Below are 17,798 nucleotides of genomic sequence, written 5' to 3' on the forward strand. Positions count from 1 at the left end.
TCAGTGTTAAGCAAGGAAAAAATAGCCGTGATACCTCTCACAGAAAAAATTGTTGACAAACTGAAAAATTTCTCTAAAATCGAACTGCAAGAAATCCTCAACTTTGCTGACTTCCTGTTAGGGCAGCGGAGACAGCAAGAATCAGCTTCGCCGCCGGATGAAACTGGAAACAGTCAACCAGCAAATATCGATGAAGAGTGCGACGTTCATTATGTTGGTGGAGTCTTAGTCGTCAAAGCATCATCAATAAAAAATCAAGAACTGATTAATTGGGATACAATTATTCCCGATAGGCGCGAAGAAAGAATCGGGAAGTTTATTCAAGATAATTATGTTATTATGGATGAATGTGTGAGATTAGAATGAGTGGCTTAGTAAATAGCTAGCAGGCAAGATAGAAGTTTGTTATGGGCGCGATCGAACGAATTAAGGAAAAGTTGACACAACTCCGAGAGCGCGACACCAAGTTGTGGGAGACAGGCGCTAATATGCACAAATACCAGCTTTCCCCTCCCTTGTCCGAAGAAGTGATCGCCAACTGGGAAGCTCGTGCTGAGGTAAAACTCCCAGAAGAATACCGATTATTTCTCCGCGAAATTGGAGAAGGCCCGGCAGGCCCCGGTTATGGGATGTGGAAGCTCCCCGAGACGAATATAACGCCGCATCTAAAAGAGCCTTTTCCCCTCGTTGAACCATTTTTAGGTCTAGGATCGATTGACACTTCAAAACTCGATCGAGAACAGGAATGGGAAGCTTACAAGAAGTTTGCTGATGAATGGGAAAAAATCCCTGAAGGTGGTTTCCTGATCTTAACAGATTACGGTTGCGATATTTATGGGGGGTTGGTTCTCAACGGTAAGTATCGCGGACAAATTTGGATTTGGGGAAGCAATTCTCCATCCTATTGTCCTTTCGGCTATGCCGTTCACCTTCACGATTCCGAGCAAGAACCGCGTGCCGATCTCCCAAAGCACTTTACCTTTTTTCAGTGGTACGAACACTGGCTTGATGCAGCATTGAAAGAATTTACGAGCATCACAGAATACAACAGCTAAATAAGCCGATCTATTCTCCATTGTGTAACAGATATCTATTGCCCTAAATCTAAACACTTCCCAAACATTCGCGCTTCTCTCCGTCAGATTCGGGGCGCTCGCTTCTACCCTGCAACAGCGCATCTATCGCTGGATTGATCGTTTCCTGAACTTCTCCATTTTCACCGTGAATTACCACATCAAGCCATTGAGCTTTTGCAGAACCCACTGCATATTTAAAGGCTGCTTCCTGAGTCGGAAATACCTTTTGACTTGACTCTACATTTTCCTCAGTCACCGCCCACCCATTTGGATGAGGTGCTACGTGCAGTTTGTGATTCAACTCCTTCAAAACCCGCTGTCGCAATCCAATTAAAGTAATGCCGACAATTGTTTCACTATCCTCATTATAACGGGCGATCGCACCATCGCTAATGTCCACAGCTACACCCTCACGCGGTTCTCCCAGAGAGATATACAGAACATCCGCTTCTTTATCGTAGAAACCTGTAATAGTTGGGGAATCTTCGAGAATTTTTACTGTTTTATCCATATAATTCGTTTATTTGATGATGGCTGTTTTCTTAGGTAAGCTGTTGTGATAAATCCATCATAGTTACTTATTTCTAGATACACTACTATCACAAATCTCCTACTTTCGGGAATCAAGGAATAGAAGCGCAGGGCAAGTAACCCACCTGTAACGTCATCAATTTGAATTAAATCCGGGTTCTCTAAAGTTTCTAAAACCCGATCGTATTGATCTTGCATCTCAGGGTGTTGTTGCAATATATGCTCCCACCTTTGTCTAGTGATGCGGATAGGAACATTATTGAATGAATAGCCACTCCAAAGTAGATTACTATCCTGCGTCATTTTATCTGAAATTTTCTAGATAAGCAAGGGCATCCACAAGAGATGCCCTTACCGCAATCCAAACTACGCGCCGACAGATTCCTTCGCTGCGTACAGCACCTCAACGGTAATCTTATCAATCCCCCGATCGCGCGCGAATTTCTCAGTATTCCGCTTCACCTTACCCCGCACAAAACCGGGGATTTTATTCAACTCAGCTTGTCCGTCCTTCGTCCAATTCATATCAGAATCAGCCGAAATACCCTTGGTAATCACTTCCTTAGTATCGTGGCCGCCGAAGATTTCCAGCAAGTGATCTTCCATTCCCAAAGTAAAGGAATTGTACACCAAATCTACGCACTGATTCGTGCCTTCATAACCCAAAAATGGCTTGTAGCCGATCGGGAAATTTTGCACGTGAATCGGCGCAGCAATCACACCGCACGGAATATCAAGCCTTTTACCCACGTGGCGTTCCATTTGCGTGCCGAAAATCGCGGAAGGTTCGGCTTTGGCGATCGCATCCCCAATTTGCCCGTGATCGTCGGTGACGAGCACCTCATCGCAATACTCGCTAACCTGTTCCCGGAACCAATCAGCATCGTGTTTGCAGTAGGTTCCAGCCCACACAACGTGGATTCCCATCTCGCGAGCCAAAATCTTCGTCATCGCCGCAGCGTGCGTGTTGTCGCCAAATACAACGGCTTTTTTGCCTGTTAAGTTTTGGCAGTCGATCGACCTTGAGAACCAAGCAGCCTGAGACACAAACCGCGTTTGTCGGTCAATAAACTCTTCATAATTAACATCCGCACCTTGAGCATTCAGAACTTGTTGAATCTTGCGGATGCAGCGCGCAGTTTCCACCACACCCATCGGCGTAATATCCACGCAAGGAGTGCCGAATTCTTGCTCCAAATAACTCGCCGTCATCATCCCCAATTCCCGATAAGGAACCAAGTTAAACCAAGCGCGCGGCAATCTTTTCAAGTTATGAACACAAGCACCTTCGGGAATAACTTCGTTGACTTCAATTCCCAAATCTGCCATCAAACGCTTCAACTCGGTGCAGTCGTGTTGGTTGTGGAAACCCAGCGTAGACATACCGATGATATTCACCGATGGTTTTTCGCTTTTACCTTCTAAATCGCCTTTTTTGCGGGCTTTGTTAATGTAAAATTGGACGATTTGATCTAAAGTGCGATCGGCAGCTTGCAGTTCGTTGACCCGGTAATGGTTGACATCCGCCAGCATGACATCGCCTTTCGCATCCAACTGAGCTCGGTTAACAAAGTTTTCCAAGTCTTCTTGCAGAATGCTAGAGGTGCAAGTCGGGGTGAGTACAATTAAATCAGGGTGTTCTTCTCTGTCTTTGCGGGTGATATTGTCCACCACCCGTTCCTGCGATCCCCGCGCCAGTACGTGTCTGTCAACGACGCTGGTAGTTACCGGGGTGAAGTCCCGTTCCCTCTCCAGCATGGAGCGCATGACGTTAAAATAGTCGTCTCCAATCGGTGCGTGCATGATTGCGTGGACGTTTTTGAAGGAACTCGCAACGCGCAAAGTGCCGATGTGGGCTGGGCCTGCGTACATCCAATAAGCCAATTTCATAGGTATTTTTCCTGGTGCTGGTTGAGATTTGCCCGATCGGGCGATTACTGCTAAATTTTAAGGTTGTTTGAGATTTTCTCACCGGATGAATCCTTTAGAAATAGTAACTTTCTGAAGATTTACAGAATTTAAAAATGCTCAAACGCTTTTGCTGCTTGGGATTTGACTCGCAATTCAAATAACTTCACCTTGGTTTGATGGCAATAATTCTTAATCTTTCCTCACATTTTCTTGTATACTTAGGCAAGTACGGGCGGCGTTCGCTCTCGCGTTCCCAAAGGGTAGCTATCCCGAGCCGGAATCACCCTAGGGTTCGCCTGAAAGCATCTTCCTCAGCTTGCAGTTGCGCAAAAACTAGGTTTTTTAGCAAAATACTTCTAGTCAGTCCTAAAACACAGTTAAAAAATCCGGTTTCTTTGGTCGCCGCTGCGTAAGTCTTGTCAGCATCACAATTATAATTTTATTGTCACAATTTGTTAAGACTAAGGCAAATTTGATTAATGTCGGGTGCGCTGCGACGCACCAGACAAGCTGCAATAATTCTGAATTTTTTGTCAAACTTAGTCGGCTCTAACCGTCAGTTAGAATTGTTAATCCATCGGCCCGAACAGACACAATTGAGGAAAATTCCGGCTCCCGAAGCAACACTTATACCATTTTCGATTTTCCATTTTTCGATTTGAGATTGGGGATGATTTACTGAGCTAGCAGGTTTGGAGCACGGCCCGACAGTTGCATTCTTTTTTGAAACTGCTCTTGCTTCCTTCTGCGCCGGGGCCGCGAATTGCAGTTAAGACTTGCACCGCCCGTTTTTTTTAGCACCCGCAATTGGCGGCTTCGAGCCGGAAAACATAAATCTTTCAGCACTTGCGTTTTTTAACCGGATGTGGTGGCGATCGGCTAAAATCAAGCAAGTGCTTGGAAACTGAGATGATTTAGCAGTCAGGAGCGATCGAGCATCAGTCGATTTTCCATTTTCCCTTTTCCATTTTCCATTTTTCGATTTACTTGCAGCGCCGTGAATCACCCGAGCCCGAACAGAAGTCTAAAATTTTGATCTCTCCACCGCAGGAGTCGGAAACTTCTATCCGTCTTTGGGCGGCGCTGCAAGTAAATCCTTGCACAAATCCTGTATTTGTGCTTTGGTTTACCTAACTGCTGAGGTGAGGAAAGCCCAGCACGCTGCAAGTCAGCAGCAGCTCTTTGCTGGATACGGCCTGTCTTCCCACACATCCCAAAACATAGCTCTTGAGTGATAATGAAGAATAACATAGGATTTACGAAAAAAAACCCGGTTTGTACAAAAAAATCTTGGGTTTGTCAACGACTAGCAACAAAGAAACCGGGTTTCTAGCCCGCCGCGCGTAAGTCCTGTAACATTGACCAAGCACACCTAATTTGAGAGAACCCAACTATGATGGCAATTCCCGGCGTTGCAGTTCTCGCTCTCATTTATGAAAGCAGCACTTCCCTGGTTTACCGCGGCCGCAACGAGCAGGACAATCAACCTGTTATTATCAAAATTATCAAAGAAGACTATCCGACTCCCGAAGAACTGAATAGATACAAACGCGAATATGACATTACTGCCAACTTAAACCTGCTCGACGGAGTTGTTAAAGTATACAAGTTGCAGCAGGTGAGAAATAGTCTGGCAATGATTTTAGAAGATTTTGGTGGCGAATCTTTGAAAATATTTATGGCAACCCAAAAATTCACCAGTTTAGGATTTTTGACGACAGCCATCAAAGTTGCTGAAACTTTGGGAGAAATTCACGCCCGAAATGTAATTCACAAAGATATAAACCCCTCTAATATAGTTTTTAATCCAGCTACAGGACAAGTTAAACTCATAGACTTTAGCATCTCAACTGCATCAAACCAGGAAAACGTTCCGAATAAAAATCCCAATTTTTTAGAAGGCACTTTAGCCTATATGTCGCCGGAACAAACCGGCAGAATGAACCGGGTAATCGATTACCGCACGGACTTTTATTCCCTCGGCGTCACCTTCTATGAAGTCCTGGCAGGACAGCTCCCTTTTACCACTACCGATCCCATGGAGTTAGTTCACTGTCACATCGCCAGACAGCCAGTACCTCTCGCTGAAATTGCACCAGAAATTCCTCAAGCTATTTCAGACATTGTGATGAAATTGCTAGCAAAAGCGGCTGAGGATCGCTATCAAAGTGCTTGGGGACTGAAAGCAGATTTGGAATCCTGTCTGTTTCAGTTGCAAACATCTGGGGTGATTTCCGAGTTTGCTCTCGGCAGCCAAGATATTTCCGACAAATTTCAAATCCCTCAAAAACTTTACGGCAGACAGCGAGAAGTTGAAACTCTTTTAGCGGCATTTGAACGGGTAGCAGCAACAAATAATCGAGCCTACCGCATCGAACAGTCCCAAATTTCTGTAATCAAAAAAGAGAGCAAATTGCCCAAAGCAAGTTCCCTGTCAGTGCTCGCGAGAGGACAGCATAAATCTCGCAGCGAGATGATGCTGATTGCTGGTTATTCCGGCATTGGCAAATCTGCAATGGTGAAGATTTTAGACAAACCTATTACCCGCAGGCGCGGCTATTTTATTTGGGGAAAATTTGACCAGTACAAGCGGACAATTCCTTACTCAGCCGTTGTCAGCGCTTTTTCGGAATTGGTGCGGCAACTGTTAACTGAAAGCGAATCTCAATTAGCAGTTTGGCGCGAAAAACTCCGCAATTCTTTCGGTCAAAACGGGCAAATTATTATTGATGTAATTCCCGAAGTAGAACTAATTGTCGGAGCTCAGTCTCCTGTAGCTGAATTGGGGCCGACGGAATCTCTCAACCGCTTTAATTTAGTCTTTCAAAATTTCATTCGCGTATTTTGCCAGCCCGAACATCCGCTGGTGATTTTTCTCGACGATTTGCAGTGGGCAGATTCTGCAACTCTCAAGCTGATCGAGTTGATGATGACAGATGAAGCTACTCAATATCTGTTTTTAATTGGCGCTTATCGGGATAATGAAGTCAGTCCCACTCATCCTTTAATGATGACTGTGGAGACGCTGCGAAATCAGGAAGCCATCATTAATCAGATTGCTTTGTCGCCCCTGGGGGTGGAAAACATCACTCATTTGATTGCCGAGACTTTGCACAGCGATCGCGAATCTGTCAAACCCTTAGCTGAACTGGTTGTCAGCAAAACAGACGGCAATCCTTTTTTTGTTAATCAATTTCTACAAACATTATATCAGGAAAACTTGCTAGTTTTTCATCCGCCACAGTCGGGGAACAAGGGCGGCTGGCATTGGGATATGACTCAAATTGAGCAGTGCGCTATCACTGACAATGTAGTAGATTTGATGGTACAAAAATTGAGAAAACTGCCAAGTTCTACGCAGCAAGTTTTGCGTTTAGTGGCTTGTTTGGGCAACGAATTTGACTTGAATACTCTTTCTTTAATTAATGAAAAAGAAGCGTCGGAAACTTTTTCTCACCTGTTGCCTGCGATCAAGTCGGGACTGATTCTGCCAACTTCGGAATTGGAAAGCAAGTCATTAGATTACGTGCTGTTTCCGCTGTTAATTCTCAATTATAAATTTTTGCACGATCGCGTACAGCAAGCAGCTTACGCTCTGATCGACGACTCGCAAAAAAAGGCAGTTCACCTGAAAATCGGCAGGCAAATCCTCGAAAACACTCCCGCTGAATATCGCGCTGACAGAATCTTTGAATTAGTCGATCACTTGAATGTAGCTCGATCGCTAATTCGAGACGAGCGAGAATTAATTGAACTGGCAACGCTGAATTTAGACGCCGCCCGCAGAGCCAAAGATGCCACAGCTTATGTTGCTGCCTTGCAGTATTTGACCGCAGGTATGGACGGTTTGAGCGCCGATATTTGGGATGCCCACTACGATTTAGCCTTTGCCTTGCACATGGAGCGGGCAAATGTTGAGTATCTCAACGGCTATTTCGAGAAATCCGAAGAATTTATTAACATAACTTTGCAAAAAGCGCGATCGCCCTTAGAAAAGGTAGAAATTTACAACCTGCTGATCGTGCAGTACACCCTCCGGGCCAAGTACGAGGAAGCAGTTAAAGCCGGAATCAAAGCTTTGAACTTGCTGGGAATTGACTTGCCGCTAGACGGGCTGCAAAAAGTCATATCCGAAGAATTTGCAGCAGCCACAAAATTTCTAGCAGGTAGAGAAATAGCTTCGCTGATTGACGCTCCCGAAATGACTGTCCCCGACAAAAAAGTTGCAGTCAAATTAATTACAAACTTGCTCACATCGGCGTACCTCAAAAATCCCGACTTGTGGAAAGTCAGCGTTTTAAAAGGAGTCAATCTTTCTCTACAATACGGTTTAGTACCCGAAGCCTCTCTTTGCTATGCTGGCTACGGTATGTTCTTAAACGCAGTTTCGGGAGATTACAAAGCTGCGTATCAATTCGGCTTGCTCTCGCTGAATCTCAGCGAAAAATCTGGCAATATCGGCTTGAAGTGCAGAGCTTGTTCATCCCTGGTCAGTATTTTTTATTACTGGTTCAACCACATCAAAGATTCCCACGCGATCAGCAATGAAGGATATCAAGCAGCTTTAGAATCAGGAGATTTAGAGTATGCCGGTTATATCCTGTCCAACCGCATAGCTAACTCATTTTTTCAAGGTAAAGAAATCTCGCAAATTCTGGCCGACACGAGCAGATATTTGCAGTTCAGCCAAAAAACCAAAAATCAGCTCGTAACCGATATATTATTAGGGGCAGAGTTAATCCTCCGCAACTTGAGCAAACTAACTCCTGAAAAGTTTGTATTTGAAAGCGAAGATATCAGCGAAGCTGAATACGTGCACAACTGTAAAGCTCATCAAAATTTGTACTCTCTCTGCCTTTATCAGATTCGGAAATGCCAGGTAATGTACTGGTATGGCAACTTCAATGAAGCGCTACAACTAGCTTTGGAAGTAGAAAAACAGCTATCTTTTATTACCGGAGCGATACCAGCTACCGAATGGAATTTTTTCTTTTCTCTAGTTTTAGCCGCCGTTTTCCCAAATGTTTCCGAAGACAAGCAAAAGCAATACTTGGAAAAGTTAGAAGCCAACCAAAAACAGATGAAAATTTGGGCAGACAACTGTGCCGAAAATTTTCTGCATAAGTACCTTTTAGTACAAGCAGAAATAGCGAGAATTTGCAAGAGAGATTCAGAAGCTGTAGAGCTGTACGATTTCTCTATAAGTTTAGCCCAAGACAATGAGTTTGTCCAAAATGAAGCGCTGGCTAATGAACTAGCAGCTAAGTTTTGGTTGAGTAAAGGCAAGTATCAATATGCCAAAATCCACTTGCGCGAAGCTCACTCGTGCTACTTGCGCTGGGGTGCAGTCCGCAAAGTAGAAGATTTAGAACAGAAGTATCCGCAGTTGCGGGAAATGACGCCGCTCAACGGAAGTTTTAACAACAATCAAACTACAACAACTATTCATACTTCTACTGGCAGCGATGCGAGAGTGCTGGATTTAGCAACTGTAATGAAAGCATCTCTGGCGATTTCCAGCGAAATTGTCCTAGACAAGTTGCTGGCTTCTTTGATGAGGATATCGCTGGAAAACGCGGGTGCACAATCCGGTTTTTTAATTTTGGTTAGAGATGGAAAACTGTTAATTTCCGCTAAAGCGTCAGTAGTTGCTGAAGATGTAGCGGTGCTGCAATTTACGCCTGTTGAAGAATGTCAGGATTTGCCTGTTACCGTGATTAATTATGTGGAAAGGACTCGCTCGGACTTGGTGTTGAGCAATGCGGTGGCTGAGGGGCGATTTACTGCCGATCCTTACGTCGCCAAACACCAGCTCAAATCTCTTTTGTGTACGCCAATTATCAATCAAGGTAAACTAATTGGGATTCTTTATTTAGAAAACAATTTAACGCTCGGGGCGTTTACTGCCCACAGATTGGAAGTTTTAAGGCTGCTTTCTTCCCAAGTTGCTATTTCTTTGGAAAATGCTCTGCTTTACAATTCGGTGGAGCAGAAAGTGCAAGAGCGGACGCAGGAGTTAAATGAGAAAAACGAGCGTTTAGAACAAACTTTGCGCGAGCTGAAACTCACTCAAGCTCAATTAATTCAAACTGAAAAAATGTCTAGTTTGGGGCAAATGGTGGCTGGTGTAGCTCACGAAATTAATAATCCTGTAAGTTTCATCTACGGCAATCTAAATCCGGCTAGCGAATACGTTAAAGACTTGCTGAAATTGATTGAGCTTTACCAGCAGCACTATCCCGAACCTGCTGATGAAATCCTAGAGGAAATAGAAACAATTGAACTGGAATTTTTGAGCGAAGATTTGCAAAAGCTGCTGGATTCAATGAAAGTTGGAGCTGAAAGAATCCGGGATATTGTGCTGAGCTTGCGGAATTTCTCGCGCCTCGACGAAGCGCAAATGAAGTCGGTTGATATCCATGAAGGCATCGACAGTACGGTGATGCTGCTGCAACCGCGCCTGAGAAAAGAGGGCGGCCGTTTGGGGATTGAGGTGATTAAAAAGTACAGCAAGCTACCGCTAATTACTTGTTATGCGTCGCAGTTGAATCAGGTATTTATGAATATTTTGACAAATGCGATCGATGCGCTCCTCTTGGCCAGAGATTGCCCGGAAAGCTCTCAGAAACAGCCGGCTATTACAATTTCTACGGAGGTGACAGACAGGAATTCTGCGATAATTAGAATTGCTGACAGCGGCCCGGGGATGATTACTGAGGTGCTGCACAAGATATTCGATCCGTTTTTTACAACTAAGCCTGTAGGTTCGGGAACTGGTTTGGGATTGTCTATTTCTCACTCGATTGTGGTTAGTTCTCACGGCGGAAAGTTGACTTGTGTTTCTGCACCTGGAGAGGGGAGCGAGTTTATTATTGAAATTCCGATCGCCCCCAGGCAAGTTTTGTAAGGAAATAAAGAAAAAGGGCGAATGGAATTGGCTTCTTGTCAAACTTTCGTCCGCGCAACGCGAGACTAAGAAAATTGTACTTGGCGGTATAAATCGCCGATCGCAATTTCCACATTCACCGATTCAAGTAGCAAGGAATCGCCTAAATTATACTCCGAGAGCACCCACAGCCCTTGTTCGCTGCGCCGAAACAGCTCTACTCCGGGCTGTTCGACTTGCACCAAGACGTACTCTTGCAGCGTTGAAAATTGGCGGTATTTAGCAAATTTTGCGCCGCGATCCAAAGCTTCAGTTGAAGGTGATAAAACTTCGACAATCAAGGAAGGAAATTGCACCAATTGCGGATCGTTATCGCGATCGTCACAAGTTACCATAACATCAGGATAAAAATAATTTTGCCCTAGTTCTCCCCGTAGTTTCACACTTAAGATGTAAATCTCGTAGGGGAGATTAAGGCGATCGTCTAATAGCTTGAAGAAGTTAACGCAAATCCGATTGTGATTGCGGGTTCCGCCTGTCATAGCGACGACTTCGCCATCCCAATACTCGTAGCGTTCCTCTTGGGTGGGTTCCCAAGTCAGGTATTCTTCTGCGCTCATCAATGGGCGATCGGGTAAAGCAACCATAATGCGATCGGGGAATGAAGTCTGTTTATAGGATAACTCAAAGATCGGGTATGGAGTTGATGGTTGAGATTCCGATCGCCCCCAGGCAATTTTTGTAAAGTAGTTTAATTATTTCAGTATTTTATGGTAGATGAAATTGGGTTTGCAGTTGCGATCGGGCTGGCGGTGTCAACCGTGCAACTACAAACCTGTAGTTCAGACAATTCGGTAGGTTTCGGTGTTTGCGGGCCAGGAATTGGGGCGGTTGTAGGTGGGAATTGTTTCGGCACAATTAGGAGACAAACGGATTAGCAGCAAATCATCTTCTGCTGCTAATACTTTCTCTAATTCCCATCTCAATTTTTCGCGATCGCGCGCGCTCAGCCAACACCGAAAAATCGAATATTGGATTCTCTCGCCGCAGCCTTGAAGTAATTTGTAAGCTTGGCGCCAGCGCTGGGGGCTGCGAATGTCGTAGCAAACTAGATACCAGTTTTTTGCTTCTGCCATTGTATCACCTCAGCGCAGGATTAATTGACCGAATAAACCGCTTTCTCCCGACCATTCTTTTTCCAGCAGGCGAACTTCTAATTCAAACAAGCGGCGGTAGGTGAGGGAATAATTTGTGACTGGATGCTTCCAAGTTTCTTGTTTGCGGGATTCGTACAAACCGATCAGTTTGCGGCAGCCGGAGGAGCTCAACCAAACTCGATCGCCCCGAATGTCGAAATCTGCTTGTACTTCCCACTGGTTGCGGTTGATGGAGGCGATAACAGTCATGTCAACGATCGGCACTCTGAAGATTTCGATCAAATCTAGGGCTAAAGGTGCTGCTTGAGAGCGCGGCTGGTGGTAAAAGCCCAATGCTGGCTCTAATCCGACTGTTAAGATGGCGTTCGTGATATCTTTGAGCAGCAATGCGTAGCCGAAGCTGATTAAAGCATTGAATCGGTCTTTTGGGGGGCGGCGGTTGCGATCGAAAAATTGCATTTCTGGGGGCGCACCGGGACGGATTAAATAGGGCAAAGCGCCGAAATAAAGGGCGGCTAAGTTGCCTTCAAATCCCAGCAGCGATGCTAAAGATTGAGCTTTGGGAACTTGTTTGAGGATAATTTGCATTTGGGCGATCGCCCGTTTCAATTCCTCGGAACCTTCCTTAATTCCGCGACAGCCCCGCATCAAGAATTTGCGCTGTCCTTGGGCGCGGCAAATTACTAATTTGCGAGCTAATTCCAAACAGCGATCGGGATTGGTGAGGGCGGCATATTGACAAATCCGGCGCTGAATGCTGCCTTGTCTGCTGTCGAAACTGCCGATGTAGCGGCCGCCGCCGGAGATAAAATGCACTCCGATGCCGGAGTCGGCGCAAAAGTGCAAAGCTTGGGTGGAAATTTGGGAGAAGCTGTGGAGGACTAATTGCCCGATTTGCTGGCTGGGAATGGTTTCTACGGGTTGATTGCGGCGGGAAATTTTGATTTGTTCTCCGGTGCGGCCGACTGTGGTTCCGGGTTCGAGAACGTGTACGATTTGGCGATCGTCGTCTGCGGGAAATAGGCGAGTTGGCTGCCATTGGGGATCGCGATCGAGTCTGGCTTCTTCTGGGAGGCAGACTGGGGCGAGGGAACAGCGGGTGCAGAGGTTTTCGTTGTCGGTGACTGGGGGGCGTTGGGTTGACTGTTTGAGCGATCGGGCTTTTTCGACGGCGGCGCGAACATCGGCGCGGGCACAGTCGTCGAGGGGCACGCGAACGAGTACGTTGTCGGCGTGGTAGCGAATTCTGCCTTCTGGAATGGTGATGCCTTTGGCGGATTCGAGGAGGCAGGCGTAGGCGAGGACTTGCAGGCGATCGCTTTCCCAGGCTTGGGGTTGTTTGCGATCGTCCCGGCGGCAGCGGCCGCGTTTGTGCTCGTAGGGGATTGTGTGTCCGTCGCGGGTGCGGAGGGCGTCAACTCGGCCTCGCAAGCCTAGTTCTTGGCTTTCGAGGAAGAGTTCTTCCCATTCTTCTTCTTCTTGTTTTTCTATTTCTACGTGGAGTCGGCGGCCGGCAAAAACCTCTGCATTTTGAGTGTAAAGTTCTTCGACTTCTTCGAGGTAGAAAAGCCGGGGACAGTAGGCGAGGGCGTGCAGGGCGCTGACGCGAATTGTTTCGTGTTCTACTGGGTAGTGATTGTTTGGTGTTTCCATGGGATATCCGTAAGGTTTTGTGGGGACACGCCTAACGGCATCTGAGGTAGTTTGAGCTTCGGTTGATGGATCGCACGTTTAGCAGTGCGATCGACAAGGGCATCAAAGGTAATTTCAGTGTGGGCTACGATCCAACCCGCAATGTTTTTTGGATTGCGATCGACGCCTAACGGCATCAAAGGTAATTTCAGAGGATTGAATTCTTGAGGTTGTTCTATTAGAAGCGATCGACGCCTAACGGCATCAAAGGTAATTTCATCGCTACAATGCCGCCGTTGGGCAGCGAGTAGTAAAGCGATCGACGCCTAACGGCATCAAAGGTAATTTCAGACTCTTTGCACTCATCAAAATTTACCGCATTTTTGTGATCGACGCCTAACGGCATCAAAGGTAATTTCAGGGAGCTACAGAGTTGTTGTAATAACTATTTGCAGTTGGTGATCAACGCCTAACGGCATCAAAGGTAATTTCAGCGCCGACAGTGGAAAGACAGCCACGCCGCCAAATTGTGATCAACGCCTAACGGCATCAAAGGTAATTTCAGTTTGAACCAGCCATCAAAAATTCGATCGGAACTAATTGTGATCAACGCCTAACGGCATCAAAGGTAATTTCAGGAGAAAGCATTTGAGTCCGAGCTTCCTCATTTAGGTGATCAACGCCTAACGGCATCAAAGGTAATTTCAGGAGATGTGCTGATTCAGTTCCTAAGTCTTTAGTAATGTGATCAACGCCTAACGGCATCAAAGGTAATTTCAGCCTTTTGGAGCAGGCGTAACGGTGGCGGAACGTTTGTGATCAACGCCTAACGGCATCAAAGGTAATTTCAGCGGATGGTCGCCCAGATAAAGAAAATTATCTTTTTGTGATCAACGCCTAACGGCATCAAAGGTAATTTCAGGCTCTAGAAAAGTTTCTTTTTTTAGCGTAATGTGAAGGTGATCAACGCCTAACGGCATCAAAGGTAATTTCAGGCCAGTAAACAAACGAAATAGTGGCAGTCCAATTAGTGATCAACGCCTAACCGCATCAAAGGTAATTTCAGAAAATTGGGGTCGTAATCTTCGCCGTCTTCGTCAAGTGATCAACGCCTAACGGCATCAAAGGTAATTTCAGTGAGGATTATTGAGCACTGCTGCTGCTTGATGAATGTGATCAACGCCTAACGGCATCAAAGGTAATTTCAGCGCTCAAATTGACGAAGCTGAAAAAGAATTAGCAGTGATCAACGCCTAACGGCATCAAAGGTAATTTCAGTAACAACCAGTAGTCGATCAATTGCTAGTTATTATTAGTGATCAACGCCTAACGGCATCAAAGGTAATTTCAGGTCGATCTCGGCTTACTCAAAACCGAAGTACAAGAGTGATCAACGCCTAACGGCATCAAAGGTAATTTCAGTTTCATTGTTGGCAATCCTAGCTGGTGTCCCGTTCCTGTGATCAACGCCTAACGGCATCAAAGGTAATTTCAGGGTTTAGTATTTCTTCCAGTACGCTTGGCGGCGTGTGTGATCAACGCCTAACGGCATCAAAGGTAATTTCAGCAAAATTAACCCTTCAGGAAAGCAAGGCTAAGTTTGTGATCAACGCCTAACGGCATCAAAGGTAATTTCAGTATGGTTGTAGTGTATTTGTGAGCTAGCGTGTAGCAGTGATCAACGCCTAACGGCATCAAAGGTAATTTCAGGCATTATATTTTCAAGCAATTTCATGTTAAAAGTCGTGATCAACGCCTAACGGCATCAAAGGTAATTTCAGGATTCTTGGAAACTTTTCTATTTAATGGGATTACTGTGATCAACGCCTAACGGCATCAAAGGTAATTTCAGGCCTTTTGACAAAGGGGTAGAAGCCACGAACAATAAGTGATCAACGCCTAACGGCATCAAAGGTAATTTCAGGGAAAAAGTTGAACAAATGGCTAAAACAACAACCCGTGATCAACGCCTAACGGCATCAAAGGTAATTTCAGAGCCACAGTGACGGGTTCGACTGCGGTGCGAGATTGTGATCAACGCCTAACGGCATCAAAGGTAATTTCAGTTGTGAAGCCGTTGTATTTAATTGTGCGTTAAATAGTGATCAACGCCTAACGGCATCAAAGGTAATTTCAGTTAAGAAAGAAAGCGGTTGCTACGCTTTTATCACGTGATCAACGCCTAACGGCATCAAAGGTAATTTCAGAGGAAACTTTGCCCACTGGCTGCAAACCAATTTACAGGTGATCAACGCCTAACGGCATCAAAGGTAATTTCAGGATAGTGGCTGCAATTGCTGGAGGAGCTCCCATTTTTGTGATCAACGCCTAACGGCATCAAAGGTAATTTCAGTATTTAATTGATGCACTGCGCAATCGCATTATGGAGTGATCAACGCCTAACGGCATCAAAGGTAATTTCAGTTGGAGAGAGCGATCGTATGTTTCTTAGTTCAACCTAGTGATCAACGCCTAACGGCATCAAAGGTAATTTCAGAAATCGCCTGGTTGAAGATCAAAAGTGCGACAAATGTGATCAACGCCTAACGGCATCAAAGGTAATTTCAGGGGGAAAATGGTGTCAAACCGATAACTTTTCGGATGTGATCAACGCCTAACGGCATCAAAGGTAATTTCAGGTCAACAATTAGGAATTGACAATCATGGCTAAAATGTGATCAACGCCTAACGGCATCAAAGGTAATTTCAGAATCTTACCCCACAGATTATTTTTTTGACCAGTAGTGTGATCAACGCCTAACGGCATCAAAGGTAATTTCAGCCAGCCAATTTGTTTGCCGCCAACGCGATAGCTCTGTGATCAACGCCTAACGGCATCAAAGGTAATTTCAGTTTTCCAATACGCGATTACTTTCTCACAAACAGGTAGTGATCAACGCCTAACGGCATCAAAGGTAATTTCAGGGGGCTGGTTCGGGAAGTGCAGGGCGAGTTTTATCAGTGATCAACGCCTAACGGCATCAAAGGTAATTTCAGTAGAAATTACAAACCAGGCAGGAGCGGATCGATTCGTGATCAACGCCTAACGGCATCAAAGGTAATTTCAGATGAAGCGGCTGCCTTCCCCACAAACCCACCAGAGTGATCAACGCCTAACGGCATCAAAGGTAATTTCAGGGGAAAAGAACAAGTTCGGGCGGTGGAAGCGCTCGTAAGTGATCAACGCCTAACGGCATCAAAGGTAATTTCAGGAAAGGGTTCCTGCCAATGCCGCGGCCATTCTCTGTGATCAACGCCTAACGGCATCAAAGGTAATTTCAGCAGTCCGCAAAATCGGATCAACGCCGATCAGGTAGAGTGATCAACGCCTAACGGCATCAAAGGTAATTTCAGTTTGAGAATTCCAATCTCAACTCTATTGTGGTCAAGTGATCAACGCCTAACGGCATCAAAGGTAATTTCAGCTGGGTATGGGCTGCTAGAAACTTTGTCTGTACCTTAGTGATCAACGCCTAACGGCATCAAAGGTAATTTCAGGAGGATTATCATGATTCAATCTGAAGATTAGTGATCAACGCCTAACGGCATCAAAGGTAATTTCAGAGTAATTTTCACTCATAACAACTAACGAGCAGCAGTGATCAACGCCTAACGGCATCAAAGGTAATTTCAGTTGACAAAGATAGGATTTGGTAACAAGCAAATTCCAGGTAGGTGATCAACGCCTAACGGCATCAAAGGTAATTTCAGGTCTCTAAATCGATAGCGACAGGTGGCTTTTCTGTGTGATCAACGCCTAACGGCATCAAAGGTAATTTCAGGACTTGTTTAGCAGCAAGCCTTCATATTCAATTTGTGATCAACGCCTAACGGCATCAAAGGTAATTTCAGTTGGCGATTCGCCGCTTACCAAACTTACATTGATGGTGATCAACGCCTAACGGCATCAAAGGTAATTTCAGATCCATGCTCCGCTGCCTTTTTTGAAATATAAAACGTGATCAACGCCTAACGGCATCAAAGGTAATTTCAGGACGTACTACGATTAACAATTACTAAACATGGAAAGTGATCAACGCCTAACGGCATCAAAGGTAATTTCAGCTGGGAGGAGCCAGAAAAGAACTCCCAGACTCTCCCGTGATCAACGCCTAACGGCATCAAAGGTAATTTCAGGACAACAAACAAACCAATTTCACCACGTCTTGCCGAGTGATCAACGCCTAACGGCATCAAAGGTAATTTCAGGTGGCTTTCCTGTTGTCCGCCGCTGCTAGCTTATTTGGTGATCAACGCCTAACGGCATCAAAGGTAATTTCAGAGTGGATAACGATTCGCTGTCGATCGAACTTCCTGGTGATCAACGCCTAACGGCATCAAAGGTAATTTCAGACGGAATACGGGACAAAAGACCGAGAACCCGAAAACCGTGATCAACGCCTAACGGCATCAAAGGTAATTTCAGAAGGATGGGTGCATTCCGGTTTCCCAAAATTCAATACGTGATCAACGCCTAACGGCATCAAAGGTAATTTCAGGTCCGTCAGTCTGGATTTCTAATCGGAGTTTTGCGTGATCAACGCCTAACGGCATCAAAGGTAATTTCAGGGATTGGGATAGGTTGACACTGTATCGTCTTGATAG

The 17,798-nt window shown here is 45.4% G+C and carries 10 protein-coding genes and 1 CRISPR repeat array (1 of these 11 running past the window's edge); of the genes, 3 read left to right on the plus strand and 7 right to left on the minus strand.

Translation table 11 applies throughout. The annotated features are described in order from the left end of the window. The first annotated feature begins 27 nt into the window (after positions 1-27). Together QUB63_RS07740 and QUB63_RS07745 are read left to right on the plus strand one after the other, a co-directional pair. The gene (locus QUB63_RS07740; RefSeq protein ID WP_332944258.1) at positions 28-366 is read left to right on the plus strand and encodes a hypothetical protein; all 339 of its coding nucleotides are present in this window, start codon (positions 28-30) and stop codon (positions 364-366) included. Between the two features lie 41 nt (positions 367-407). Next, a complete protein-coding gene (locus QUB63_RS07745) occupies positions 408-1,055 on the plus strand; it encodes an SMI1/KNR4 family protein (RefSeq protein WP_332944260.1) in 648 nt (215 codons plus the stop codon). Positions 1,056-1,104: 49 nt separating this feature from the next. Here the strand turns inward: QUB63_RS07745 and QUB63_RS07750 are convergent, their stop codons facing one another. The 4 genes from QUB63_RS07750 to QUB63_RS07765 all read right to left on the minus strand — a co-directional run bounded on the left by QUB63_RS07750 (position 1,105) and on the right by QUB63_RS07765 (position 4,524). Beyond that, positions 1,105-1,587 carry a DUF2188 domain-containing protein gene (locus QUB63_RS07750; protein ID WP_332944262.1) on the minus strand — a complete coding sequence of 161 codons (483 nt, stop codon included), beginning with the start codon at positions 1,585-1,587 and terminating at the stop codon, positions 1,105-1,107. After that, positions 1,572-1,910: a hypothetical protein gene (locus tag QUB63_RS07755; RefSeq protein WP_332944263.1), complete on the minus strand. Its 339-nt coding sequence runs from the start codon at positions 1,908-1,910 to the stop codon at positions 1,572-1,574. The genes QUB63_RS07750 and QUB63_RS07755 overlap by 16 nt, the downstream gene beginning before the upstream one ends. Before the next feature lie 63 nt (positions 1,911-1,973). Further along, positions 1,974-3,497 carry a ferredoxin:protochlorophyllide reductase (ATP-dependent) subunit B gene (gene bchB / locus QUB63_RS07760; protein WP_332944264.1) on the minus strand — a complete coding sequence of 508 codons (1,524 nt, stop codon included), beginning with the start codon at positions 3,495-3,497 and terminating at the stop codon, positions 1,974-1,976. A 790-nt stretch (positions 3,498-4,287) separates the two neighbouring features. Further along, positions 4,288-4,524 carry a hypothetical protein gene (locus QUB63_RS07765; protein ID WP_332944266.1) on the minus strand — a complete coding sequence of 79 codons (237 nt, stop codon included), beginning with the start codon at positions 4,522-4,524 and terminating at the stop codon, positions 4,288-4,290. A 387-nt stretch (positions 4,525-4,911) separates the two neighbouring features. On the opposite strand from QUB63_RS07765, the gene QUB63_RS07770 reads away from it, so the two are divergent. Next, positions 4,912-10,425: a trifunctional serine/threonine-protein kinase/ATP-binding protein/sensor histidine kinase gene (locus QUB63_RS07770; protein ID WP_332944267.1), complete on the plus strand. Its 5,514-nt coding sequence runs from the start codon at positions 4,912-4,914 to the stop codon at positions 10,423-10,425. A gap of 65 nt (positions 10,426-10,490) precedes the next feature. On the opposite strand, the gene QUB63_RS07775 is transcribed toward QUB63_RS07770, so the two are convergent. The 3 genes from QUB63_RS07775 to QUB63_RS07785 form a co-directional block, all read right to left on the minus strand. Continuing rightward, the gene (locus QUB63_RS07775; RefSeq protein WP_332944268.1) at positions 10,491-11,051 is read right to left on the minus strand and encodes a Uma2 family endonuclease; all 561 of its coding nucleotides are present in this window, start codon (positions 11,049-11,051) and stop codon (positions 10,491-10,493) included. 195 nt (positions 11,052-11,246) lie between these two features. Further along, a complete protein-coding gene (gene cas2 / locus QUB63_RS07780) occupies positions 11,247-11,540 on the minus strand; it encodes a CRISPR-associated endonuclease Cas2 (RefSeq protein WP_332944269.1) in 294 nt (97 codons plus the stop codon). Between the two features lie 9 nt (positions 11,541-11,549). Further along, positions 11,550-13,214 (minus strand): type I-MYXAN CRISPR-associated endonuclease Cas4/Cas1, encoded by a 1,665-nt coding sequence (locus QUB63_RS07785; RefSeq protein WP_332944270.1) that lies wholly within the window; start codon positions 13,212-13,214, stop codon positions 11,550-11,552. Between the two features lie 155 nt (positions 13,215-13,369). Beyond that, positions 13,370-17,798: direct repeats of the CRISPR family, unit length 36 nt; unit sequence GTGATCAACGCCTAACGGCATCAAAGGTAATTTCAG; it runs 178 nt beyond the window's last position.

This window comes from Microcoleus sp. ARI1-B5, from assembly GCF_036705795.1.
Lineage (GTDB): Bacteria > Cyanobacteriota > Cyanobacteriia > Cyanobacteriales > Microcoleaceae > Microcoleus.

What these genes read in the sequence shown, in the direction of transcription:
- QUB63_RS07785 (WP_332944270.1), bottom strand. Translation starts at nt 13,214, where the DNA reads ATGGAAACACCAAACAATCACTACCCAGTAGAACACGAAACAATTCGC.
- QUB63_RS07750 (WP_332944262.1), bottom strand. Translation starts at nt 1,587, where the DNA reads ATGGATAAAACAGTAAAAATTCTCGAAGATTCCCCAACTATTACAGGT.
- QUB63_RS07755 (WP_332944263.1), bottom strand. Translation starts at nt 1,910, where the DNA reads ATGACGCAGGATAGTAATCTACTTTGGAGTGGCTATTCATTCAATAAT.
- cas2 (WP_332944269.1), bottom strand. Translation starts at nt 11,540, where the DNA reads ATGGCAGAAGCAAAAAACTGGTATCTAGTTTGCTACGACATTCGCAGC.
- QUB63_RS07745 (WP_332944260.1), top strand. Translation starts at nt 408, where the DNA reads ATGGGCGCGATCGAACGAATTAAGGAAAAGTTGACACAACTCCGAGAG.
- QUB63_RS07775 (WP_332944268.1), bottom strand. Translation starts at nt 11,051, where the DNA reads ATGGTTGCTTTACCCGATCGCCCATTGATGAGCGCAGAAGAATACCTG.
- QUB63_RS07770 (WP_332944267.1), top strand. Translation starts at nt 4,912, where the DNA reads ATGATGGCAATTCCCGGCGTTGCAGTTCTCGCTCTCATTTATGAAAGC.
- bchB (WP_332944264.1), bottom strand. Translation starts at nt 3,497, where the DNA reads ATGAAATTGGCTTATTGGATGTACGCAGGCCCAGCCCACATCGGCACT.